Below are 20,962 nucleotides of genomic sequence, written 5' to 3' on the forward strand. Positions count from 1 at the left end.
GCGCCGCGCAGCTTTCCTCGTCTTAAACAACACGCAGCATCCCATAGTTGTGATGCCATCGTCTAGCAAATCAAGGCGAGGCTCGAGATGGCTTTGGCTTTACACTTACCAGGATCACGCTTGTCATCATTGTTCCTGGTCGACGATGGTGCTGCGATCAATGTCGCGTCGACGCTGGTTTCTTGGCTTCGTCTAGTATCCATTGAGCAAACGCTTTTATTGGCTCCCCGCTCAATCCGATCGACTCAGGAAGCACGAGACAGAAGGTTTTGGAAATTGCTTTTCCCTCTGGCCATGGAGCGACCAACCGTCCTTGAGCAAGTTCGGTTTCAACGTAGAGGCGCGGTACTAACGCAACACCGAGGCCAGCCAACGCTGCTTCGATCAACATCGCATGAAGATCGTAGCGTGCACCAATCGCTGGATTGGTCAGAGGGATTCCAGTCTCTTCGGAGTAGCGTTGCCAAGCCTCGGGGTTCTGTCGCCGGTGCAGGCGCGGCAGGTTATCCAGTACGGTTGTGCCTTCGTTTTCTGTCAGAATTTCTGGATGGCAAATCGGAACCAACACCTCATCCAAAAGGTGGTGAGTCCTCATTCCCGTCCAGGCCGGATGCTCGAAATGGATTGCGGCATCGAACCCGCTGCCGGCAAGTACGAAGGGTTCCATGCGTTCGGCAAGATGCACAGTGATGTTCGGATGCTTCTGCTGGAATTGTGACAAGCGAGGAATGAGCCACCGCATCGCGAAAGTCGGGATGACGGCTATGTCGAGGCTTGCACCATCGACTGGCTGGCCCATCAGGTACTGGCTGTCTCGTTCCAGCCGGTCAAGCGACTCGCGCACTTGCGCCGCATAGCGTTCCCCGTTGGGCAACAGCCGGACGCGATTTCCGACTCGCTCAAACAACAGCACGCCGAGAAAGGCTTCCAGTCGGCCAATCTGACGGCTGATGGCCCCTTCCGTCAGTGACAACTCCGCCGCCGCTCGGGCGAAACTGCCATGGCGGGCGGCGGCCTCGAATGCCATCAGTGCAGCGTTGCTGGGGATCTTCCTGCGCATGAGAGTTCCTGATACAGAGCCAGGCATTGGCTCACCTTGATTTTTAATCATGGAAGCATACCAAAAAATCGATTTATACGGCGAAATTCAAGTCGCATAATGACTGAACATCAACAAGGAACACCGGCGCGCAACGCTGCCGGTCACGAATGATCTTATGATTTATACAGTCGAATGCAGCTTTGCCGATCCAGCCAGTGAAGCAGAGTGGAATCATTTCTACAGTCTGGAAAAACTGCCCGCGCTCATTTCAGTGAGCGGGTTCCATACCTCGCAGCGCTTCAAGGCCTTGAGCGCCGGATGCCCTGTCTACCTCGCCATGCATACGATCGACGATCTCGATGTACTTCATGGAGATGAGTATCGCCGGAAAGGCGGTGGCAATTTCGCGCGCTGGCAGCAGCACATCAGCGACTGGCACCGCAATCTCTATGGCGGCCTTGACCGCGCACCGGCCATCGGTCAAGACGAACATCTGGTGACGAGTACAGTCGGCCCGGCGCCGCTTATCGAAATGGGCCTCATTCCTTATCGGATGCAAGCTGTCGCATTGGACAGGTTCCCTGAACATCGATGGATCGCGAAGATGGGGCCCTCTGTTGACCTCGGCACGGAACATCTTCCGAAAGGCGTCCATCTGTATGCGCCTATGACCGGCCAATTGACGAGTGGCAGTGACATCGTTCTCCAAATCTCGCGGTAGAGCCAAATGCCCAACGTTACGATTTTCATACCAAGCGAAAAGATGCCGTCGGATGGAAATCTGGAGGAACTCACCGATCAATGCACCCAGCTTTGCACAGAGATGCTTCAAGCTGCGCTGGCGAACGTACACATCATCTATGTTGGAGTCCGTCATGGCCGGGGGAATTATCAGGCATATGCAGAAATCAAATACCGCCTTGAGCCGTTCAGGACGAAACCCGTCATGGATTTCTTTATGAAAAAACTGGATGGCATCATCAAAGGAAATACCGGCCTTACTGCACGCATCCGTTGCTTTGGCTACGCGGCCCCGGCCATTCATGCACGCAACTGATTATTAGTAGATAGGAGTACGGCAATGAATCACACGCAATTTCCAAGCCAGCAGATTGGGGAGTTTTCGATCACGGCCATCAGTGACGGATACCTTTCCGCCAGTCTCGATTTACTCTCCAATATCGATTTATTGGATGCGTCAAAGTTGCAGCAAGACGCAGGTGTGAACGACCCCTCTTCCATTCATATCAACTGCTATTTGGTTCGCGGCCGGGGCCGCACAATTTTGATTGATGCAGGTGCAGGTGGATTCAAGCAATGGGGTGGCAAGCTGAAAGTGAATCTTGCACTGGCTGGTGTACAACCCTCCGACATCGACACGATTCTTCTGACACATGCACATCCCGATCACGTCGGGGGGCTGCTTGATTCGTCAGGAGAAGCAGCCTTTCCCGATGCGGAGTTAGTGATCCACCAGCATGAGGTTTCTTTCTGGGAAGACGATAGCAATCTCAGCCGAGCCAGTGAGCGTGCTCGCGGAAACTTTCTGTTTGCTCGGAAGGTGTTTGACCAGTATAGGGAAAAAATGCGCCTGTTTACCGATAATGAAGTTCTCCCAGGTATTATTGCCATGCCCCTACTGGGGCATACCGCAGGGCATTCTGGTTATCGCATCGAATCCGCTGATCGCAGCCTGTTGATCTGGGGGGATATTGTTCATTTCCCTCAAATCCAGATTGCGCGTCCCGACGTATCCATTGCATTCGATCAAGATCCGCTTCTTTCAGCCAAAACACGTTCAAAACTGCTGGATGTGGTCAGCTCGGACAACATCCTCATCGCCGGCATGCACCTTGGCGAACTCGGCTTCGCGCGCATTCAACGCAAAGGCAATCTCTACAGGATAGCCTACGAAGCTTAGCGGCCAGTACAGATGCCTGCGATGCGCCAAGCCGTCCATTGTCAAAATACAATGTCCATTCCACATTCAGCGGCCAGAAAAGATATCTTGTGACAATGGGCACAGTACGGGGTAGAAGTTTGCGGAGCGCATCGCTTATCGTTCCCGCTATCGGTTCCTCAGTAAGCCGCATGCCGCGCTCTGGCAGGAACGTCATTTGCCAGTCGAGAAAACCTTGCGACAGCATTTCACAACCTCCTTTAATGAGGCCAAATTGCTTACCAAATGTTCCAAATTGACGTACATGCATCAGGCGGCTCTCAAGAGCGGTTATGGAATCATGCAAAAGGTCCGCTTTTGGCCGGTAGTGGCCTATTGACGTTGCTTCAAATTGTCAGCCGATACCAGTTAGCAATATTTTTTAACTCGTTAGCAGCTCCAAATTTCTTTGCTGCTGGTTGCAGTGAAATCAACACTTCCGCCACACCCGATGGAGGCTCGGTCGTATCACTGAGTCTCACCAAATCCATCGCAAACCAACAGCAGGATACGAAAGCATATTCGTCTGGCTGCTTGCCTGCTAAATTCAAAACCCCGGAAATGCTACCGAATGCGTCGTTTGGGGCCACGCCAATAAGCGCGCGCTCTCTGATCTTCGTGACAGACCACTCATCATCGCTGAGTTCGGCCATCCCCCTATCCAGTGCCTTGCAAAACTCATCTGCGACTGACACACCACCTCCTTATTTCAATTGACTTGGTCCGCTTTTGGCTGCGGACTGTCGGAATGGCTCAGCGCACAAAATTGTTGCCCTCATGGCAGGATGAAGGTTTTGTTCGCCGCGCCAAGTCTTCTCTCTGCCGTTTACGGTGACGGCACCGTCTCATCCGGGCAGCTGACCTCATCCTCTGGCGTATATAAAGTCATCGGCACGCGCTGGCCGTCGACTTCCAGTTCGCGCACCTTCGGCGGCACCAGCTGGAACTCGCCGGCCTGCAGTTTCTCGCGCAGCGGTTTGCAGCGCAGGGCATCGGTGGGGATTTGCCCGCGCGCGGTCCAGCTGCCGTCTTCCTTTTCCGCCAGCAATACCGACGAGGCGCGCGGGTCATTGCTGATCAGCAACACGTCCTCTTTGCCATCGCCGTCGAAATCAAGCAGGTAGGCATCGCACTGGGGCCCTGCCCGCTTCAAGCAGGCGGGCAGGCGCCAGGCCGGGCTCACTTGTGTCCAGTCCTGGCGCAGGAAACTGTCCGGCAACTTCGCCGTGCCCGGGCGCAGGGTCAGGTTGATCGACACGTCGCTCAGCGCGCCCGTCTCGTCGAGGCGGTTCTGGCGCTTGAGCATGGCCTCGGCGCGGGCCCGCACGATGGCCGCATCCGGCCCCGTCGTGCGTTTCGTCAATTCCTGCAGGGCCGCCTGGCCATAGCGCGCGCCCTGGAAGCGCAGGTATTCGAAATCGAACTTGTCCACGCTCACTTTACCGCTGTCGAGGCGCGCCATCTGGCTGGCCACGGAAATGCGCGCCGGGTCCGCCAGCGGCGAGAACAGGGCGAACAGCACCAGCAGGGTGACAAAGGCGGTGGCCACGTTGACGTTGGCGATCAGGTGCAGCCAGTCGCCATACTTGCTGGCCGCCCAGGCATAGCCGGCGGCGTAGCAGGTGGCCACCAGCAGGCAGGCGGCAGCGATCAGGCGGTCGGCCGTCCAGCCATGCGACATCACGCGCAGCGTCAGTGCATAGATGGCGATGCCCACCACCCACGGCAGCAGCAGACAGGCCAGGCGCGTGCCCAGGCGGATGCCGCGCGCCACGCCATGGCCCACTTCGCCATTCTGGAAGGCGGCATTGATCAGCACCACCAGCACGCCGGCCATGCCCAGCAGCACGGACGCCGCATGGCGCGTGGCCCACAGGCGCTCGAAGCCGATGAAGGGCAGGGTCAGCAGGAAACCGGAAACGAGCACGGCGGCAATCGGCATCAGCCACGACAGCAGCACCAGCAGCAGGGTGCGGATGCCGCGCACGATGGATGGGCGCACGTCGGTGATGTGGATGGCGAACGAGAACGCGAAGCAGATGACGGGAATCACGAACCAGGCCTGGCCCAGTAATTTTTTCAGGAAACTGAGCTTGATCAGCAGGAACAACTGTCCGCCCAGCCACAGCACCAGCCACAGACCCAGCACGAACAGCAGGGAAAACAGCAACTGGATGCCCAGCTTCCAGGCGATTTCAAAATACGTGGGATAGCGGGCGATGCGCTGGCCATCCTGGGCGCTGGCCAGCACCAGCGCGTGGGCGATATAGAAACCGACCACGCAAAAACCGAACAGCTGGGCGGAAATGACGCGCAGCGGCGCACCGGGCTTGTAATTGCCCCAGATCACGTGCTCGGCGCCGCGCGCCACGTCATGCCAGGCCAGCACGGCCAGCACGACGGCCGCGCCGGCCATCCACAGGCCGATGCGCTTCGCCGACATGTGGCCCAGGCTGGACACCAGCAGGATGGGCAACAGCAGGCTGATCAGCATCAACGGGCCCAGCAGGTAGGCTTCCGTGGCAGGCCACACCTTGTCTTGCGCCGTGCTGTACAGCCAGTACAGCAGCAAGCCTTGCAGCAGGCCCGTCACCAGGCGCGTCACCGCGATGCGCGGCGCCACCACCGGATCGAGCAACGCCATGTTTTTTCCTGCGGCATCCTGCTGCATAGTCATCCCTTAGAGTCGTTTATTGCTGTAAAGCACGGCCATTATTGCATTTCGTTATAGTCATCTCAACAGCGATTCGTGCGGCCGCCCTCCCCCCGTGCCTACGCCGGGGTGCAATGGCAGGCTTTGCGCCAGGCCCCAGGCCAGTTCCGGCACGATGAACAGCCACAGCACGGGCTGGCCCGTGACCAGCAACGCCCACGCCATCCAGGTGGAAAACAGGTAGCGCGCCGCCGCGTCATAGCGGCCGAAGCGCGGCTGCGGGTCGAGCATGCGCAGCACCGACCAGACCATCACCACGCTGCCAAACAAGCTGCTGATGAGCAGATGAAACGGTCCGAAGACGGGTAACGGCACGCCGCCCAGGTCCACGTTGAGGGCGCTCAAGTGCTCGCGCAGCAGCAAAAACGTCCACGGCGTGGTAAACGGGGCCGTCATGAGCACATCATAAATGGCGCTGGCGCGCACCAGGCGGCGGAAAGCGGAAACGGACAACATGGCAACTCCTATCGATGGAAAGCGCCCATGATCAAGGTTGGAGTACACTCCATGGTCAAGCATTTTATGAAAGAAAATCCATGCAGATCGGCGAGATGGCGCAGGCGACGGGCTTGAGCCGCGATACCCTGCGCTTCTATGAAAAACGGGGCTTGCTGCGCGCGCGGCGCGGCGCGAATGGCTACCGCGACTACCCGCCCGAGGCGGCCGACTGGCTGCGCTACCTGCGCACGGCGCAGCAGCTGGGCTTTACCCTGGCCGAAATCGAAGCGGACATGCCGCTGCTGGCGGCCGCCGGCGATCCCGCCACAGCGGAACTGCTGCGTGCGGCGCTGGCGCGCAAGCTGGGTGAAATCGATGCGCGCATCGCGGGATTGACGCAGTTGCGCAGCGAATTGGCGCGGCGGCTGGAGCCGGAGGCGGCGGCGTGTCCGTTGCGGGGAGAGGCCGATGCAGCGCAACTAAACCTGGCGTAAAAAAACCGCCTGTGCATGGCAGCAGGCGGTTTGATCTCGGACAAAACCAGGCTTACTTGGCGGCCTTGCGGCGGCGCAGGAAACCCATCAGGCCCAGGCCAGCGAGCAGCATGGCGTAGGTTTCCGGTTCCGGCACGGCGGCCATCACGGACACGTTGTCGATCACGGCGCCCGAGAAATTGTCGAACGGCGTGCCGGCCTTGGCGGCGCTGGCAAACGACAGGGTCGCCAGGCCGGTGGAAGCGGCCGTGAAGCTCAGCGTGTTGCTGGACAAGGTGTTCGAGGCGGCAGCCGTCGAGTAGAAATTACCGGCCACGCCACCGAAGCTGACCGCCACGCCCTGGCCTGCGGGGCCGCTGGAATTGCGCGCCATGTCAAAGCTCAGGTTATACCTCTGACCGGCAACGACACTGAAACTTTGCGAGAGGAAACCTGGACCAGGTGTGCCCAGCATGTCGATGCTGTAACCATCGATGGCATTGTAGGCATTGCGGATAAGGTCGACGGAACTGGCGCCCACAGTCCAGCCCGTAAGGGCCGACGAACCGTTGTTGATGACTTTAAAACCGCTGTTAAAGGTATAGCCGTCAGCGACCGTTTCAAAATTGCCATTCGTGATCAGGTTGACGGGGCCGGCGCTGGCGGTGCCTGCTGCAAACAGAGCGACAACTGCTGCGATGGTGGCGATTTTCATGGTCTGATTTCCTTGCTCTGTTGATATTAAAGTTACCTTAAGTGAAATCATATCTCAGTCATGATGAAAAACAAAGAACTTTGCAAAAATATATTTAACGTGGACAATATGCAACATTTTCAACACACGCCCCCCTCCCGGAAGAGAACAGTTCAATCGAGTTCCTGGCGCGCCACCAGGATGCCATCCGCGTCGGCGTAGATCCAGTCGCCCGGATGCACGGCCACGCCGCTGAGCTGCACGCGCACGTCGCGCTGGCCGGCGCCCGTCTTGTTGCTCTTGCGCGGATGCGTGCCCAGCGCGCGTACGCCAATTTGGCAGACATTGATTTCTTCGCTGTCGCGGATGCAACCATCGACGACGATGCCTGCCCAGCCGTTGCTCTCCGCCAGCACGCCCAGCTGGCCGCCCACCAGCGCGCGGCGCAGGCTGCCGCCGCCATCGATCACCAGCACATGGCCCTGGCCCGGCGTTTCCAGGGTGCTGCGCACGAGGGCATTGTCTTCGAACACTTGCAAGGTGGTGGCCGGGCCGCTGAAGCGCACGCGCTGGCCGAAAGCGCGGTACACGGGCGGCAGCACGGCCAGGGTGCCATCGTCCAGCATGGCTGCATGGTCGTCGCACAAATCGGTGGTGGCAAAGGTCATGGGAACTCCTTGAGTGGCAGATGGCAACGATTCTATGCCTTTTGCAGCGCCGCGGCGCGTGTTTTACCGCCCACGCCAACGGCCGTGGCAATCGCCAGCGCCTGGAACACGCCGATGAAGACGAACAGCAAGGCCGGATGGTCGCCATCCATCAGCGTGCCAAAGAACAGTGGCCCCACGGCCAGGCCGCTGTCGAGGCCCGAATACACGACGCCATACACGCGCCCGGTGGCATTCTTCGGCGCCGCCGCGCGTATCATCAGGTCGCGCGACGGTCCCGCCACACCCGACGTCAGGCCGATGGCGCCCATCAGCACCACCGCGCCCCAGGCCGGCACGACTGCCATGGCCAGCAGCACGGCCAGCAGAGCGGCGGCGGAAAAGGCGATCGCCACGTTGCGGTCCGGCTGCGTGCTGCGCGCGCCCACCACGCCGCCGGCCAGCATGCCCACGGCCGAAGCCAGCATGTAGGCCGTGTAGGCGCTGGTGGCCAGCGCCAGGCTCATGCCGTACAGCTTGACCAGAGCCACGCTGGCAAAGCTCTGGATGCCACCCAGGGCGATGGCGGTAATGAAGAAGAAGGCAAAACACATCCACACGGCCGGCAAACGCAAAAAGTCCAGCGTGCCTTCGCCGCCGCCCGCCTGGCCCGGCGCGGCCTGCTTGACAGGCTCGGGACGGATGGCGTGGCGGTTCAAAAACAGGATCAGCAGCACGCCGAACGGCAGCACGGCCGCGCATTGCAGCGCGATTCTCCAGTCATACTGGGTGGCAACGTACGTCATGAACAGAGGCGCCAGAGCCCAGCCGATGTTGCCGCTGATGCCATGCACGGAAAAGCCGTAGGCCACGCGGGCCGCCGAGACGCGCTGGTTGAGGATCGTATAGTCGGCCGGATGGAACACGCTGTTACCCATGCCGGCGAGCATGGCGCCCAGCATCAGCGCAGCATAGCTGTGCGCGGTGGACAGGGCCAGCGCCGACACACCCAGCAAGAATATGCCGGAAAACAGCACGGCACGCGCGCCGAAGCGGTCGACGACAAAGCCGGCCAGCGCCTGCCCCACGCCCGAGATGATGAAAAACACCGTCATCAGCAGGCCCAGTTCCGCATACGACAGGCCGAAGGCGGGCTTCAGCCAGACGAACAGGGCCGCGAGGATCAGGTGGTAGAAGTGCGAAATGCCATGCGCCAGCCCCACCAGGGCGATGACGCGCGCGTCGCTGCGCAAGGTTGGCGGGGACTGCGGTGGCAAGTGCCTTGCCGAGTTAGTTGTTATCATGTCATACCCTGTCTTATACTGGTGAAGCTCAAGTGTATGCAAAATACCATCGTCTGTTTTCCGACAGAACGACATAATTTATCGAATTAAGGCCAAGCTGATGGGTGTACCTATCCTCCACCATACCCGCATGTGTCCGCCAAGGGAGGCGCCCAGTGCGACCATCCCCGTGACCATGGTCGCGCGCGACCTGCAACCCGATGAATTTTTATTACCGCACAGCCACCCCTGGGGCCAGGTCACCATGGCGCTCGAAGGCGTGCTGCGCATTACCGCCAACAACAGCAGCTGGGTGCTGCCGCCCATGCGCGCGATCTGGATCGCGCCGAACGTGGAGCATGCCGTCACGATACTGGAAAAAACCCGCTTGCGCCCCCTGTGCATCCATGCCGCGCGCGCGCCGTTCGCGGGCCGCGATTGCAAGGTGCTGGAAGTGTCGAACCTGCTGCGCCAGCTGATCATGGCGCTGGAACAGCTGGACCCGGGCCAGGAGCCGGCGCGCGAGGCGCTGCTGGCCGAACTGATCCTTGACGAGCTGAAACGCTCGGACACGCGTCCCATCCGCGTGCCCTTGCCCAGCGACAAGCGCCTGAAGACCCTGTGCGACAGCCTGATCGACAAGCCCGGCTTGAACCAGACGCTGGAACACTGGGCGCAGCAGGTCGGCGCCTCGGAGCGTACCCTGGCGCGACTGTTCGAACGGGAATTGGGCATGAGTTTTGGCCAGTGGCGCCAGCAGGTGCGCCTGGCGCACGCGGCGCCCCTGATCGCGCGCGGCGTGCCGCTGTCGCAGGTGGCCGAAGAACTGGGCTACGCCAGCCAGTCGGCCTTTTCCGCCATGTTCAAGAAGACTTTCGGCAGTTCGCCATCGGCCTTCTTTGCGCAGGGCGACAGAATCTAGCCAACTGGAAAGCACGCCGATACAGCGCTCAGGGCAAGGCGCAGCGCCGCAGGCAGTACGCTAGTACGGCAAGGCGGTGCAACGCCGCCATGGGCGCTGTAGCGGTGCGCTCTTAAGCCATGAAGTCGAAGAGGGAATTCTTGCCCGTATAGCCCGGAAGGGCCGAGTTCGTGCCCATCTGCTCCTGAGCCGAATACGCCTTCACCAGTGCCTGCGCCTGCGCCGTCAGCGCCTTGGCCAGCACGGCTTTCTTGTTGTTCAGCGTCGTGATGTCCTTGCCCACCGATTGCACTTCCTTGCGGATGATGCTCGTTTCGCCCGTCAGTTCACCGATCTTGCTGGAAAACTGGTCCGCCACGCCCTTGCCGTTATTCGTAAACAGCTTGCTGACGGCGTCCGGATCGGCGGCGATGGCGGCCTTGAGTTTTTTATCGTCGAGTACCAGCTCGCCGCCCTTGCCCAGGGTCACGCCAGCGCTGGCCAGGATGGAAGCGGGCACGCCCGTGCTGGCAGTGCGCAGCACTTGCTCCATCTGCGAACGCACCTGGCCCAGGGCCGTATCGGATTTCAAATCGCCCTGCTGCAGGCTCTGCAGCTTGCTGTTGAGCTCATTGTAAGACGTGACGAAGCTGGCCACGTTGCTGGCGATCTGGCTGCTGTCCTTGGCGATGACGAGGTCCGTCGTGCCTGTTTTCTTCAATTCGATGGTGACGCCCTCGACGGCAGTCGTCAGGGTATTCGTGGCGCTTTTGATTTCCTTGCCGTCGACGGTGAGCAGCGCATCCTGCGCGGCGGCCGTCTGTTGCAGGCCCTTGCCGGCACCTGGCGCATAGCTGAGCAGGTTGCTGACGGCTGCGTCGCCGGACACGCTGATGCGCATGCTGCTGTCGGCGCCGCTCTTGCCGTTCAGGGCCAGCGCATAGCCATCCGGACCCTTCACCACGCTGGCGTCGATGCCCTGCTGCTTGAGCGCGTCGGCGATGCCGTCGAGGCTATTGTTGCTGCTGTCAATCGTCAGCGAAATGACCTTGCCGCTGCCGGGGGTAAATTGCTTGCCGTCGGTCGCGCCCACTTCGATCTTGACCAGCGCGGGCGCCCCCGTGCCGATCGCCGCGCTCGAGGTTTTCTGCGCGCCGCTCTGCAGGGTCTGTCCCTGTGCCAGCTGCTTGACGTCCAAGGCATGGCTGCCGCTGACAGCCTTGTCGGTGGTGGTGGCGCTCAGCACATCCTTGCTGCTGGACGTGGCCGAGGTGGCCAGGCCGCTGCCGGCCATGTTCTTGGCCACGGTCTGGAATTTCGCCAGCGCCGATTGCAACTGGCCCAGGCCGGAGAATTTGGCCTGGTCGCGCGCCAGGCTGGCATTGAGCTTGACGACACCCGTGTTCTGCGACTGCATCTGGCGCTCCACCTTCGCATACACATCGGCCGAGATACTGCCCTGCGTCGTCTGCTGCGCGTTGTTGGTGTAAGCCTTGCTGTTGATGGTCGAATTAAACATGGTGGGCATTCCCGTCGGGTGTAAGGTCATGGCACACGGTTCAGGTCATGACCGCGCGCTGCGCTGGAAACGGACGGCAAGCGCGCGTGGCGCGGCAAGGTCCTTCTTCTGGTTGATAATTATGCAGTATTACCGGAATATCAAAACAGCGAACAGAACAAGTTTTTCCTGACTGCAAACCCATATGCACCATGATAGCGCATTTCATGTGCCGCCCCTCTGCGGGCATGCCTCAACGCATAAATTTCGAAATGGCACTGCTGACAGCCATGTCCAGCTGCGGGAAAGTGAGTCCCACCTTGAAACCTGCACTGCTGAAAATGCAGTGCGAGACGGACACGCGCGCCTCGATAATGTGTGCCGAGCCATCGTAAAACAACTCGAACAGCACCTTGCCCTGCTTGCCTGTCGGCACCGGTTCCGCGATGACGGCCGCCATGCCGCCCGGCCCCACATCGAGGGTGCGCGCCGCTACAGGCCCCGCGCCATCCATTACCAACATTGCCTTGGCACGCAATATCTTGCGTGCGCCCTGCCTTTGCTCAACTGACACTGTATTCCGCTTCTCTCGCTATGCATTGTCGATGCGGATTCATGAGACGAATCCATCGGACAAATATTATAGTTCTAAACGGAAATTCTGTTTGACTTGTCTCAAAATTGGCATTTACACCATACCAACTCTTACTCCAGATCGCGCAACTTGTTAAACGCTTCGTCAATGCGCTCGACGCCGATGACCTTGAGACCCTCGATCGCTTGCTTGGGCAGGTTGGACTTCGGCACCACGGCCAGGGTAAAGCCCAGCTTGGCCGCTTCGCGCAAGCGTTCCTGGCCCCTTGGCGCAGGGCGGATTTCGCCGGCCAGGCCCACTTCGCCAAACACCACGAGTCCCCGCGGCAAGGGCTTGTTGCGCATCGACGAGTTAATCGCCAACAACACGGCCAGGTCGGCCGCCGGTTCCGTAATTTTGACGCCGCCGACGGCATTGATGAACACGTCCTGGTCAAACGCGGCGATGCCCGCGTGGCGGTGCGCCACGGCCAGCAGCATGGCCAGGCGGTTCTGCTCCAGGCCGACAGACAGGCGGCGCGCATTCGGCAAGTGGCTGGTATCGACCAGGGCCTGGATTTCCACCAGCAGCGGACGCGTGCCTTCCTGCGTCACCATCACGCAGGAACCGGGCACCTGGTTGTCATGCTGCGACAGGAACAGCGCCGACGGGTTCGACACCCCTTTCAGCCCCTTTTCCGTCATGGCGAACACGCCCAGTTCGTTGACGGCGCCGAAACGGTTCTTGATGGCGCGCACCAGGCGGAAGCTGGAATGAGCGTCGCCCTCGAAATACAGCACCGTGTCGACGATGTGTTCGAGCACGCGGGGGCCGGCCAGCGCGCCCTCTTTCGTCACGTGACCCACCAGGATGATGGTCACGCCGGTCTGCTTGGCCGCGCGCGTCAGCTGCGCCGCGCACTCGCGCACTTGCGCCACCGAACCGGGCGCCGAACTGAGCGCGTCCGAATACACGGTCTGGATCGAATCGATCACCACCACTTCCGGCTTCAGGTCGGCCAGGGTGCCGAGGATTTTTTCCAGCTGGATCTCGGCCTGCAATTTGAGTTCCTTGGCATCGATGAGGAGACGCTTGGCCCGCAGGGCGATCTGCGCGCCGGACTCTTCACCACTGACATACAGCACGCGCTTGTGGTGCGACATGTTGGCCAGCGCCTGCAGCAGCAGGGTCGACTTGCCGATGCCGGGATCGCCGCCGATCAGCACCACGCCGCCCGCCACCATGCCGCCGCCCAGCACGCGGTCGAATTCTTCGATGCCCGTGCCGAAGCGGGGCACGTCGATGGCATCGATATCGTCGAGCGACAGCACGGGCGCCGTCTGCGCCAGCGACATGTGCTGCGGGTTCGAATAGCGGTTGTTGCCGCCCGTTTCGGGCAGTGTTTCCACCATGGTGTTCCACTGGTTGCACGAGGTACATTGCCCCATCCATTTATTACTGATGGCGCCGCAATCGCTGCAGGTATAGATGGTCTTGACTTTTGCCATGGTGTACTTTGCTCAGGTAAAATGAAACAGCTGGTTATATATACAGTATATACAAACCGCGCTGCCGCGTCACCCTACGCTTCGTTCACCGGTACGCGCGGCGCCAATGCGCACATCAGCTCGTAGCCGATGGTGCCGGCGGCCAGCGCCACCTCGTCGATCGGCAGGCCCTGGCCCCACAAGGTCACACTGCTGCCGACCCGCGCACCGGGCACGTGCGTCAAATCGACCATCAGCATGTCCATCGAGACCCGGCCGATGAGCCCCGTGCGCACGCCGTCGACCAGCACGGGCGTGCCTTCGGGCGCATGGCGCGGATAGCCATCCGCATAGCCGCACGCCACCACGCCCACCTTGATATTGCCGGCCGCTTCATAGCGGCTGCCATAGCCCACCACTTCGCCAGCGGCGACATCCTGGATGCCAATGATGCTGCTGCGCAAGGTCATGGTGGGCAGCAAGCCGAACGCCTGCGCCGACGTGCCGCTGGGCGTGCCGCCATACAGCATGATGCCGGGGCGCACCCAGTCGCTGTCCAGATGGTGCAGCAGCAAGCCGGCCGAATTGCACAGGCTGCGCGGCAAGGCCGCATCGATACTGGCCGCGCCCGCTTCAAAACGCAGCATCTGCTGGGCCAGTGGCAAGCGCGTGGGCGCCGCCTCGTCCGCATTGGCGAAATGCGTCATCAGGGTGATCGTGCCGATATGCGGCATGGCGCGCAGGCGCGCATACGCAGCCGCCACGGCATCTGGCGTAAAGCCCAGGCGGTTCATGCCCGTATTCATTTTCAGATGCACATCGATAGCGTGCGGCAAGCGCGCCGCTGCCAGCATGGCGATCTGTTCTTCGCAATGCACGCTGCCATTCAAGCCATATTGCGCCATGACCGGCAAATCGCTGGCGTCGAAAAAACCTTCCAGCAGCAAGATGGGCTTGCTCCAGCCCAGTTCGCGCAAGCGCACGGCGTAATCGACCTCAACCAGCGCCAGGCCATCGGCGTCGGCAAAGCCCCGCATGGCCCGTTCCAGGCCGTGGCCATAGGCATTCGCCTTGACGACGGCCCACACCTTGGCGCCGCGGGCGCAGGCACGCGCGCGCGCCAGATTCTGTTGCATGGCATCCAGATGGATGGTGGCGATGAGGGGCCTGGGCATATGCGTCGTTCACGGCGGGTGGGAAAGCCGTATTTTACCGGATGCACAGTAAGCGGACACTGCAGACGCCCAGGATCGTGTGCAGAGGACATCATTTATAAAATGCTCACATCTATGTGTATTTTTCTACGGCAGAAAAATTAAGCTTCGCTTAGGCAAGACTATGCAAAGCGACCCCGCCCAAACTTGGGGTTTGCCGTTTTTTCGTGGTATAAAGCAAGCCAGATATGATTTCAGGCAATCCAGAATGAATCGTGGTTTTTATACCATCATGGCGGCGCAGTTCTTTTCCTCGCTGGCAGATAACGCCCTCTTTTTTGTCGCCGTCGATTTATTGGTGTCCATGAAATCCCCGGCGTGGATCACGCCGCTGCTCAAATTGTCGTTCGTGCTGTTTTACGTGCTGTTGGCCGCTTTTGTCGGCGCCTTCGCGGATGCATTGCCGAAAGGCAAGGTCATGTTCATCGCCAACATGGTCAAGATCTTCGGCTGCGCCCTCGTCTTCTTCCATGTGCATCCCTTGCTGGCCTACGCGGTCGTCGGCTTCGGAGCGGCCGTGTATTCGCCCGCCAAGTACGGCATCCTGACGGAATTGCTGCCGCCGGAAAAGCTGGTGGCGGCGAATGGCTGGATCGAAGGCCTGACCGTCACCTCCATCATCCTCGGCACCGTCATGGGCGGCGCGCTTGTCAGCGGCCACGTGTCCGACATGCTGCTATCGATCGACATCCCGCTGATCGACACGGGCATCGCCAACAAAACGGAAGCGGCCCTGTGCGTGGTGGTGGGCATTTATGTGCTGGCGACCCTGGCCAACCTGAAGATTCCCGACACGGGCTGCGTGTATGCGCACCAGGAACGCAATCCTATCAAACTGATCACCGATTTTGCCAATTGCTATTCCATCCTGTGGAAAGACAAGCTGGGCCAGATCACTCTGGCCGTGACGACCCTGTTCTGGGGCGCTGGCGCCACCTTGCAACTGATCGTGCTGGAATGGGCCAAGCAGTCGCTGAACATGCCGTTCGACAAGGCGACCAGCCTGGTGGGCGTGGTCGCCATCGGCGTAGCCGCCGGCGCCGTGCTGTCGGCGCGTTTCATTCCGCTGCGCAAGTCGCTGACCGTCATTCCGCTGGGCATCGCCATGGGCGTCATCGTCATGATGATGACGCAAGTGCACTCCGTGTGGATCGCTTACCCGCTGCTGATACTGATCGGCGCCCTGTCCGGCTTCTTCGTCGTGCCCATGAATGCCCTGCTGCAACACCGCGGCCACGTCCTGATGAGTGCGGGCCATTCCATCGCCGTGCAGAACTTCAATGAAAACCTGTCGATTCTCACCATGCTGGCCGTATATTCCATCATGATCCGCCTGCACCTGCCGCTCAATATCATCATCACCCTGTTCGGCCTGTTCGTCGCCGGCACCATGTACATGATCATGCGCCGGCACAAGCTGAACCAGGCCGAGCATGACAATATGTCGTTGATTGGCGAGCACAAGCATTAACGGTGGTGTCGGATTACGCGCTAGGCGCCTCGGCGGCCCCGCTCATCCGACCTACCCGACCTACGCAGGTAGCGCGCCTGTTACTCGCCGCGCGGCAGCCTGCTGCGTCCAGTCATGGGGCACGACAAAACCGCGCGTGCGCTCCACTTCCCAGCCTTCGACATGGTCCACCGTGGCCACCATCACCGGTTGCGCCAGATCAGACAACTGCGCGCGCAAGGCATCGTCGTCCAGCACTGCCACCTCGCGCCCCTTGAACGGCGCCAGCCATTGCAATCGCGGCAGCACGACATAGCGCTGCGCCGGCAATTGTGTTGGCGTGCACCAGAAGCCGTGTCCATGTTCATGGGAAATACCGTCCACGGCGGGCGTGGCGTCCGGAGCATAAAACAGCCAGCCCTTGACCAGCGCCTGCGCCGCGCGCACGGGCTGGGCCAGCAAGCTTTGCGCAGCCGGGTGGCGAGACAAGGCCAGTTGCTTGTCGATAATTTTGCGCATTTTCAAGCCCAAAGTATCGGCCAGGTTGGGGCCGATCAAGTGGTTGAAAATGCCGGGATCGGGCGCGCCTTCCAGCAGGTAGAACTTGGTGGCGAATTCCCAGTGCAGCAGATCGTTCCCGTCACGCAGCAGGAAATCGAACTCGCCCACCGTATCGTTGCGGTTCACCTGCACTTGCAAGCCATGCGCAGCGAGCACGCCGTGCTGCTCAAAATAAAAGGCCAGCAGCTTTTCAGCGTACAGGCCCAGGCGGGAATAGAATTTCGGCCCCAGCGCCGCATCGAGCGGCGACGGATCATCTTGCAGCGCCCCCAGCCATGCCGCCACGGCAGGCGTGACGGGAGGCAAGCTGGCGATGCGCCCACCCCAGTGGGCGCTGGCAGGGTCCAGCAAGTCTGGCGAGTCGAGCAGCCAGGCCAGTGCACGCACGCGGGGGTGCGTCAGATGGCCCCAGCGGCGCTCGAAGCGGACCTGAAAGGTAGCGACAGCCGTATCAACCACCGTCCGTGCTTTTCGCCAGACACAGGTCGGCCCAGGCACGCGCCTTGGCCTTGCCCGTCGCATCCTGCAGCAACATTTCCGGGTGGAAGGTGGCCACGACGGAGGCGCTGCCCAGCTGGCGCACCTTGCCCCGTACGGGTTTTTCACCGGGCTTGATTCCGGCAGCGGCCATGGAACCCAGGGTGACGATGGTGCGCGGTTGCAGCAGGGCCAGTTCGCGCTCGAAATACGGGCGGCAGGCGGCCGACTCTGATTCGGTGGGCAAGCGTTCCTGCCCCGCCTCGTCGAGCGGACGGCATTTCAGCAAGTGCGTGATGTACACGTCGCGGCCCGCCTCGAGGTCGATGGCTTTGAGCATATTGTCGAGCAATTTTCCCTGTTCGCCCGGCAAGGCGAGCCCTTCCCGTTCTTCCAAGCGCGACGGACTGCTGGCCAGCATCAGCCAGGCGCCCTGGCGGTCGCCACGGCCCATGACGACGCCCTTGCGCGTCTTGCACAAGTCGCAGCGCGCGCATTTGGCGACGGCGGCCGTCAAGCCTTCCCAGTCGAGGGTGGCGATGTCGGTGTCGCTGAGCTGCTTCACTGGCGCGGGCGCGGGCGCATCGTCGAACCAGGCCGTGTCGTCCGACTCGGCGGCAGGAGCTGGCGTAGCGACAACGGCGACGGGTATTTCGACCTGCACCTCGGTGACCACCTCAGTGACCACTGCGGTCACGGCTTCAACGGCTTCGGCCACGGGCGCCGCCACGGCGACATCCATCTCCACGGCAGCCTCGACGGCGACATCAAGCGCCTCGGGCGCGGCACCCTGGCGCAAACGCCACAGGGGACCGACGCCCATTTCATCGAGGAAAACGGCGCTGCGGCTCATAAGGTATAACGCATCACGATGGCGTCCTCACGTTGCGAGTTGGCCGCCGGATAGTATCCCTTGCGCCGGCCGATCTGTTCAAATCCATAGCGCTGGTAAATATCGAGCGCGCGCAGGTTCGACGGGCGCACTTCCAGCAGCATCGATTCCATGCCAAGCTGGCGCGCGCAGGCGCAGGATTGGTTCAGCAGGAAGCGACCCAGCCCCTGGCCCTGGATGGCGCCCTCGACGGCCACATTGAGCAGGTGTGCCTCATCGACCACCAGCATCAATAAAAAGTAGCCAAGCAGGGTGCCGTCCACGTCGCGCAGCACCCAGGCCGGGTAGCCGCTCTTGAGCGAATCGACGAAGTTGCCATGCGTCCAGGGATGCGGATACACGCGCTGCTCCAGCGCCAGCACCTCAATCAGGTCAGCTTCGACCATCGGCTGGTAGTCGAGGCGCAGCAAGTCCCAGCCTGCCGCGCTGTCGTCCTGCGTCACTGCATCCTTGCCCTCCTCCATCATTGCGCCGACTCCGCAGCGGCCTTGGCCAGTTGCATCTCCTGCCGTTCCGCGCTCGTAAAGGCGATCTTGTTGCGCAAATACAAAGGCTGCGCCTCGGCCGCCGTTACAAACTGGCCGGCGGCAAAAGCGATGCGCGCCAATTGCGCCACTTGCACGGCGTGCGGCATGATGGCGGCGTCGGCCGTGGCCGCGCACGGCAGTGCGGCCAGCGCTTCGGCGTAGGCGCCAAAACCGTTGCCGCAGCCGACCACGTCGCCTTGCGGCGCCACGCCGGCCGGCGCGCTCAGGGCCGGTGGCAACACGGTCCGCAAGCCATCCTGGTAATCATATTGCGCCCAGTACACTTCGCCCATGCGGGCGTCGAGCACGGTCACGATGTGCTGCGCGCCATGCTGCTGGTGGCACGCGAGCGCCATGGCGTCGAGTGTCACGACGGGCACGACAGGCAGCTTGGCGCCGTAGGCCAGGCCTTGCGCAATGCCGCAGGCCGTGCGCACGCCCGTAAACGAGCCGGGACCGGAGCCGTAGGCGATGGCGTCCACGTCCGCCAGGGTCACGCCCGCTTCGGCCAGCAATTCCTGCACCATCGGCAAGATCGACTGGGAATGGGTGCGCACGCCCGACGAGGCGCGGGACAGGATGACATCGCCGCGCAGCAAGGCGCAGGAGGCGAGTTCGGACGAAGTTTCAATAGCAAGCAGGGTGGGAAGTAAGATAGGCATGGCGTATTTTACCTTGCCGCGCCATGGCGCGGCACTCCCCGCTGCGGCAGGCATGGAGCAGCCGGACAGCGATCAGGCCGATGCGGCTTGCACAGCGGGCCCGCGAGGACGGCTATAATGAAAGACGCAGCTTATTATTTGACCGGCATCACGTCTGCCGTGCCAAGCAATCGCTCAGCCCGTTCAGCCATTACTAAGCAAAATTACCAAGCAACATCGCTCAGCAACATCGTCTTTCCACTCTTGCCCTGGTCCGCTCCGTGAATCCACTTCTTGCCAAACTGCAACCATATCCATTCGAAAAGCTGCGCCAGCTGTTTGCCGGCGTGACGGTCAACCCCGAGTATGCGCCCATCAGCCTGGGCATGGGCGAACCCAAGCATCCGACGCCAAGCTTCATCGAGCAAGCCTTGGTCGACAATATCCACGGCCTGGCCAGCTATCCGACCACCATCGGTTCGGAAGCCTTGCGTACCGCCATCGCCGGCTGGCTGGAGCGCCGCTATGGCATCCCCAAGCTCAATCCTGCCACGCAAATCCTGCCCGTGAACGGTTCGCGCGAAGCGCTGTTTGCGCTGGCGCAAACGGTGATCGATCCGTCGGCCGGTTCGCTCGTGATCAGTCCGAACCCGTTTTATCAGATCTATGAAGGCGCAGCCTACCTGGCCGGCGCCGAACCGTATTTCGTCAATTCCGACCCGGCACGCAATTTCGGCTGCGACTACGACGCGGTGCCCGCGTCCGTGTGGGAAAAGGTCAAGCTGCTGTTCCTGTGCTCGCCCGGCAACCCGACGGGCGCCGTGCTCACCCTGACGGATTGGGAACACCTGTTCGCCCTGTCCGAGCGCTACGACTTCGTCATCGCCGCCGACGAGTGCTATTCCGAAATTTATCACGGCGACACGCCCCCGCTGGGCGCGCTGCAGGCGGCGCACATGCTGGGCCTGTCCACGATCGAACGTCCGTATGCGCGCCTGGTGGTGTTTTCCAGCCTGTCGAAGCGCTCGAACGTGCCAGGCATGCGCTCGGGCTTCGTCGCCGGCGACGCGGAAGTGCTGAAAAAATTCCTGCTCTACCGAACCTACCACGGCGGCGCCATGAGCCCTGCCGTGCAGGCGGCCTCCGTCGCGGCCTGGAACGACGAAACCCATGTCGAGGAAAATCGCGCCAAGTACCGCGCCAAGTTCGACGCCATTACGCCGCTGCTGCAAGCGGTGATGGACGTGCAATTGCCGGACGCCGGTTTCTACCTGTGGGCCGACGTCAGCCGCACGGGACTGTCCGACACCGAATTCGCGCAACGCCTGTACGCCGAATATAATGTCACGGTATTGCCTGGCAGCTACCTGGCGCGCGACGCGCACGGCATCAATCCGGGCCGCAACCGCATCCGCATGGCCCTGGTGGCCGAAACGGCCGAAGGGCTGGAAGCGGCATTGCGCATAGTAAAATTCTGCCAGCAGCTTTCCGCATCCGCATCAACCAACTAA

The 20,962-nt window shown here is 61.2% G+C and carries 22 protein-coding genes; 7 read left to right on the forward strand and 15 right to left on the reverse strand.

Annotation, left to right across the window (positions count from 1 at the left end; genetic code table 11):
- Nucleotides 1-157: 157 nt before the first annotated feature.
- Nucleotides 158-1,060: a LysR substrate-binding domain-containing protein gene (locus FJQ89_RS10050; RefSeq protein ID WP_141170076.1), complete on the reverse strand. Its 903-nt coding sequence runs from the start codon at nucleotides 1,058-1,060 to the stop codon at nucleotides 158-160.
- 157 nt (nucleotides 1,061-1,217) lie between these two features.
- On the opposite strand from FJQ89_RS10050, the gene FJQ89_RS10055 reads away from it, so the two are divergent.
- Genes FJQ89_RS10055 through FJQ89_RS10065 form a run of 3 tightly spaced genes read left to right on the forward strand, consistent with a single transcriptional unit; the run spans nucleotide 1,218 to nucleotide 2,963 of the window.
- On the forward strand, nucleotides 1,218-1,763 hold the full coding sequence (locus FJQ89_RS10055) for a sugar ABC transporter (RefSeq protein ID WP_141170077.1): 546 nt from the start codon (nucleotides 1,218-1,220) through the stop codon (nucleotides 1,761-1,763).
- Nucleotides 1,764-1,769: 6 nt separating this feature from the next.
- The gene (locus FJQ89_RS10060; RefSeq protein WP_141170078.1) at nucleotides 1,770-2,099 is read left to right on the forward strand and encodes a hypothetical protein; all 330 of its coding nucleotides are present in this window, start codon (nucleotides 1,770-1,772) and stop codon (nucleotides 2,097-2,099) included.
- A 24-nt stretch (nucleotides 2,100-2,123) separates the two neighbouring features.
- Nucleotides 2,124-2,963, forward strand: a complete 840-nt coding sequence (locus FJQ89_RS10065; protein ID WP_141170079.1) for an MBL fold metallo-hydrolase — start codon at nucleotides 2,124-2,126, stop codon at nucleotides 2,961-2,963.
- A 365-nt stretch (nucleotides 2,964-3,328) separates the two neighbouring features.
- On the opposite strand, the gene FJQ89_RS10070 is transcribed toward FJQ89_RS10065, so the two are convergent.
- The 3 genes from FJQ89_RS10070 to FJQ89_RS10080 form a co-directional block, all read right to left on the reverse strand.
- A complete protein-coding gene (locus tag FJQ89_RS10070; RefSeq protein WP_141170080.1) occupies nucleotides 3,329-3,634 on the reverse strand; it encodes a hypothetical protein in 306 nt (101 codons plus the stop codon).
- A 173-nt stretch (nucleotides 3,635-3,807) separates the two neighbouring features.
- Nucleotides 3,808-5,379, reverse strand: a complete 1,572-nt coding sequence (locus tag FJQ89_RS10075; RefSeq protein ID WP_479723895.1) for a DUF4153 domain-containing protein — start codon at nucleotides 5,377-5,379, stop codon at nucleotides 3,808-3,810.
- 333 nt (nucleotides 5,380-5,712) lie between these two features.
- Nucleotides 5,713-6,150 carry a hypothetical protein gene (locus FJQ89_RS10080; RefSeq protein WP_141170082.1) on the reverse strand — a complete coding sequence of 146 codons (438 nt, stop codon included), beginning with the start codon at nucleotides 6,148-6,150 and terminating at the stop codon, nucleotides 5,713-5,715.
- Between the two features lie 80 nt (nucleotides 6,151-6,230).
- Between FJQ89_RS10080 and FJQ89_RS10085 the strand changes: the two genes are divergently transcribed.
- A complete protein-coding gene (locus tag FJQ89_RS10085; RefSeq protein WP_141170083.1) occupies nucleotides 6,231-6,626 on the forward strand; it encodes a MerR family transcriptional regulator in 396 nt (131 codons plus the stop codon).
- A 52-nt stretch (nucleotides 6,627-6,678) separates the two neighbouring features.
- Here the strand turns inward: FJQ89_RS10085 and FJQ89_RS10090 are convergent, their stop codons facing one another.
- The 3 genes from FJQ89_RS10090 to FJQ89_RS10100 form a co-directional block, all read right to left on the reverse strand.
- On the reverse strand, nucleotides 6,679-7,320 hold the full coding sequence (locus FJQ89_RS10090; protein ID WP_141170084.1) for a choice-of-anchor C family PEP-CTERM protein: 642 nt from the start codon (nucleotides 7,318-7,320) through the stop codon (nucleotides 6,679-6,681).
- A 152-nt stretch (nucleotides 7,321-7,472) separates the two neighbouring features.
- Entirely contained in the window at nucleotides 7,473-7,967 is a 495-nt protein-coding gene (rraA, locus tag FJQ89_RS10095) for a ribonuclease E activity regulator RraA (protein ID WP_141170085.1), read from the reverse strand.
- A 32-nt stretch (nucleotides 7,968-7,999) separates the two neighbouring features.
- Nucleotides 8,000-9,250, reverse strand: coding sequence for an MFS transporter (locus tag FJQ89_RS10100; protein ID WP_141170086.1), 1,251 nt, complete (start codon nucleotides 9,248-9,250; stop codon nucleotides 8,000-8,002).
- A gap of 100 nt (nucleotides 9,251-9,350) precedes the next feature.
- Between FJQ89_RS10100 and FJQ89_RS10105 the strand changes: the two genes are divergently transcribed.
- On the forward strand, nucleotides 9,351-10,151 hold the full coding sequence (locus FJQ89_RS10105; protein WP_168208432.1) for an AraC family transcriptional regulator: 801 nt from the start codon (nucleotides 9,351-9,353) through the stop codon (nucleotides 10,149-10,151).
- 112 nt (nucleotides 10,152-10,263) lie between these two features.
- Here the strand turns inward: FJQ89_RS10105 and fliD are convergent, their stop codons facing one another.
- The 4 genes from fliD to alr form a co-directional block, all read right to left on the reverse strand.
- On the reverse strand, nucleotides 10,264-11,649 hold the full coding sequence (gene fliD / locus FJQ89_RS10110; protein WP_141170087.1) for a flagellar filament capping protein FliD: 1,386 nt from the start codon (nucleotides 11,647-11,649) through the stop codon (nucleotides 10,264-10,266).
- Between the two features lie 232 nt (nucleotides 11,650-11,881).
- On the reverse strand, nucleotides 11,882-12,151 hold the full coding sequence (locus FJQ89_RS10115; protein WP_141170088.1) for a PilZ domain-containing protein: 270 nt from the start codon (nucleotides 12,149-12,151) through the stop codon (nucleotides 11,882-11,884).
- Between the two features lie 182 nt (nucleotides 12,152-12,333).
- Nucleotides 12,334-13,710 (reverse strand): DNA repair protein RadA, encoded by a 1,377-nt coding sequence (radA, locus tag FJQ89_RS10120; protein ID WP_141170089.1) that lies wholly within the window; start codon nucleotides 13,708-13,710, stop codon nucleotides 12,334-12,336.
- Between the two features lie 74 nt (nucleotides 13,711-13,784).
- Nucleotides 13,785-14,864 carry an alanine racemase gene (gene alr, locus FJQ89_RS10125; protein ID WP_141170090.1) on the reverse strand — a complete coding sequence of 360 codons (1,080 nt, stop codon included), beginning with the start codon at nucleotides 14,862-14,864 and terminating at the stop codon, nucleotides 13,785-13,787.
- Nucleotides 14,865-15,111: 247 nt separating this feature from the next.
- Here alr and lplT point away from each other — a divergent pair, with 247 nt between their 5' ends.
- The gene (gene lplT / locus FJQ89_RS10130; protein WP_141170091.1) at nucleotides 15,112-16,374 is read left to right on the forward strand and encodes a lysophospholipid transporter LplT; all 1,263 of its coding nucleotides are present in this window, start codon (nucleotides 15,112-15,114) and stop codon (nucleotides 16,372-16,374) included.
- A 60-nt stretch (nucleotides 16,375-16,434) separates the two neighbouring features.
- Here lplT and FJQ89_RS10135 read toward each other — a convergent pair whose 3' ends face one another.
- Genes FJQ89_RS10135 through tsaB form a run of 4 tightly spaced genes read right to left on the reverse strand, consistent with a single transcriptional unit; the run spans nucleotide 16,435 to nucleotide 19,472 of the window.
- Nucleotides 16,435-17,373, reverse strand: coding sequence for a DUF1853 family protein (locus FJQ89_RS10135; RefSeq protein WP_243136502.1), 939 nt, complete (start codon nucleotides 17,371-17,373; stop codon nucleotides 16,435-16,437).
- Nucleotides 17,366-18,244 carry a uracil-DNA glycosylase gene (locus tag FJQ89_RS10140; protein ID WP_141170093.1) on the reverse strand — a complete coding sequence of 293 codons (879 nt, stop codon included), beginning with the start codon at nucleotides 18,242-18,244 and terminating at the stop codon, nucleotides 17,366-17,368. Before FJQ89_RS10140 ends, FJQ89_RS10135 begins: the two co-directional genes overlap by 8 nt.
- Complete coding sequence (gene rimI / locus FJQ89_RS10145) at nucleotides 18,241-18,750, reverse strand: ribosomal protein S18-alanine N-acetyltransferase (protein ID WP_141170094.1); 510 nt, start codon at nucleotides 18,748-18,750, stop codon at nucleotides 18,241-18,243. Before rimI ends, FJQ89_RS10140 begins: the two co-directional genes overlap by 4 nt.
- Nucleotides 18,747-19,472: a tRNA (adenosine(37)-N6)-threonylcarbamoyltransferase complex dimerization subunit type 1 TsaB gene (gene tsaB / locus FJQ89_RS10150; protein ID WP_168208433.1), complete on the reverse strand. Its 726-nt coding sequence runs from the start codon at nucleotides 19,470-19,472 to the stop codon at nucleotides 18,747-18,749. Before tsaB ends, rimI begins: the two co-directional genes overlap by 4 nt.
- 260 nt (nucleotides 19,473-19,732) lie before the next feature.
- On the opposite strand from tsaB, the gene dapC reads away from it, so the two are divergent.
- Nucleotides 19,733-20,962: a succinyldiaminopimelate transaminase gene (gene dapC / locus FJQ89_RS10155; RefSeq protein WP_141170095.1), complete on the forward strand. Its 1,230-nt coding sequence runs from the start codon at nucleotides 19,733-19,735 to the stop codon at nucleotides 20,960-20,962.

The sequence above is a fragment of the Janthinobacterium tructae genome (assembly GCF_006517255.1).
Lineage (GTDB): Bacteria > Pseudomonadota > Gammaproteobacteria > Burkholderiales > Burkholderiaceae_D > Janthinobacterium > Janthinobacterium tructae.

What these genes read in the sequence shown, in the direction of transcription:
- tsaB (WP_168208433.1), bottom strand. Translation starts at nt 19,472, where the DNA reads ATGCCTATCTTACTTCCCACCCTGCTTGCTATTGAAACTTCGTCCGAA.
- FJQ89_RS10140 (WP_141170093.1), bottom strand. Translation starts at nt 18,244, where the DNA reads ATGAGCCGCAGCGCCGTTTTCCTCGATGAAATGGGCGTCGGTCCCCTG.
- alr (WP_141170090.1), bottom strand. Translation starts at nt 14,864, where the DNA reads ATGCCCAGGCCCCTCATCGCCACCATCCATCTGGATGCCATGCAACAG.
- FJQ89_RS10090 (WP_141170084.1), bottom strand. Translation starts at nt 7,320, where the DNA reads ATGAAAATCGCCACCATCGCAGCAGTTGTCGCTCTGTTTGCAGCAGGC.
- lplT (WP_141170091.1), top strand. Translation starts at nt 15,112, where the DNA reads ATGAATCGTGGTTTTTATACCATCATGGCGGCGCAGTTCTTTTCCTCG.
- FJQ89_RS10100 (WP_141170086.1), bottom strand. Translation starts at nt 9,250, where the DNA reads ATGATAACAACTAACTCGGCAAGGCACTTGCCACCGCAGTCCCCGCCA.
- FJQ89_RS10085 (WP_141170083.1), top strand. Translation starts at nt 6,231, where the DNA reads ATGCAGATCGGCGAGATGGCGCAGGCGACGGGCTTGAGCCGCGATACC.
- radA (WP_141170089.1), bottom strand. Translation starts at nt 13,710, where the DNA reads ATGGCAAAAGTCAAGACCATCTATACCTGCAGCGATTGCGGCGCCATC.
- rraA (WP_141170085.1), bottom strand. Translation starts at nt 7,967, where the DNA reads ATGACCTTTGCCACCACCGATTTGTGCGACGACCATGCAGCCATGCTG.
- FJQ89_RS10070 (WP_141170080.1), bottom strand. Translation starts at nt 3,634, where the DNA reads ATGGCCGAACTCAGCGATGATGAGTGGTCTGTCACGAAGATCAGAGAG.
- fliD (WP_141170087.1), bottom strand. Translation starts at nt 11,649, where the DNA reads ATGTTTAATTCGACCATCAACAGCAAGGCTTACACCAACAACGCGCAG.
- FJQ89_RS10080 (WP_141170082.1), bottom strand. Translation starts at nt 6,150, where the DNA reads ATGTTGTCCGTTTCCGCTTTCCGCCGCCTGGTGCGCGCCAGCGCCATT.
- FJQ89_RS10065 (WP_141170079.1), top strand. Translation starts at nt 2,124, where the DNA reads ATGAATCACACGCAATTTCCAAGCCAGCAGATTGGGGAGTTTTCGATC.
- FJQ89_RS10060 (WP_141170078.1), top strand. Translation starts at nt 1,770, where the DNA reads ATGCCCAACGTTACGATTTTCATACCAAGCGAAAAGATGCCGTCGGAT.
- FJQ89_RS10115 (WP_141170088.1), bottom strand. Translation starts at nt 12,151, where the DNA reads ATGTTGGTAATGGATGGCGCGGGGCCTGTAGCGGCGCGCACCCTCGAT.
- FJQ89_RS10050 (WP_141170076.1), bottom strand. Translation starts at nt 1,060, where the DNA reads ATGCGCAGGAAGATCCCCAGCAACGCTGCACTGATGGCATTCGAGGCC.
- rimI (WP_141170094.1), bottom strand. Translation starts at nt 18,750, where the DNA reads ATGATGGAGGAGGGCAAGGATGCAGTGACGCAGGACGACAGCGCGGCA.
- FJQ89_RS10055 (WP_141170077.1), top strand. Translation starts at nt 1,218, where the DNA reads ATGATTTATACAGTCGAATGCAGCTTTGCCGATCCAGCCAGTGAAGCA.
- FJQ89_RS10105 (WP_168208432.1), top strand. Translation starts at nt 9,351, where the DNA reads ATGGGTGTACCTATCCTCCACCATACCCGCATGTGTCCGCCAAGGGAG.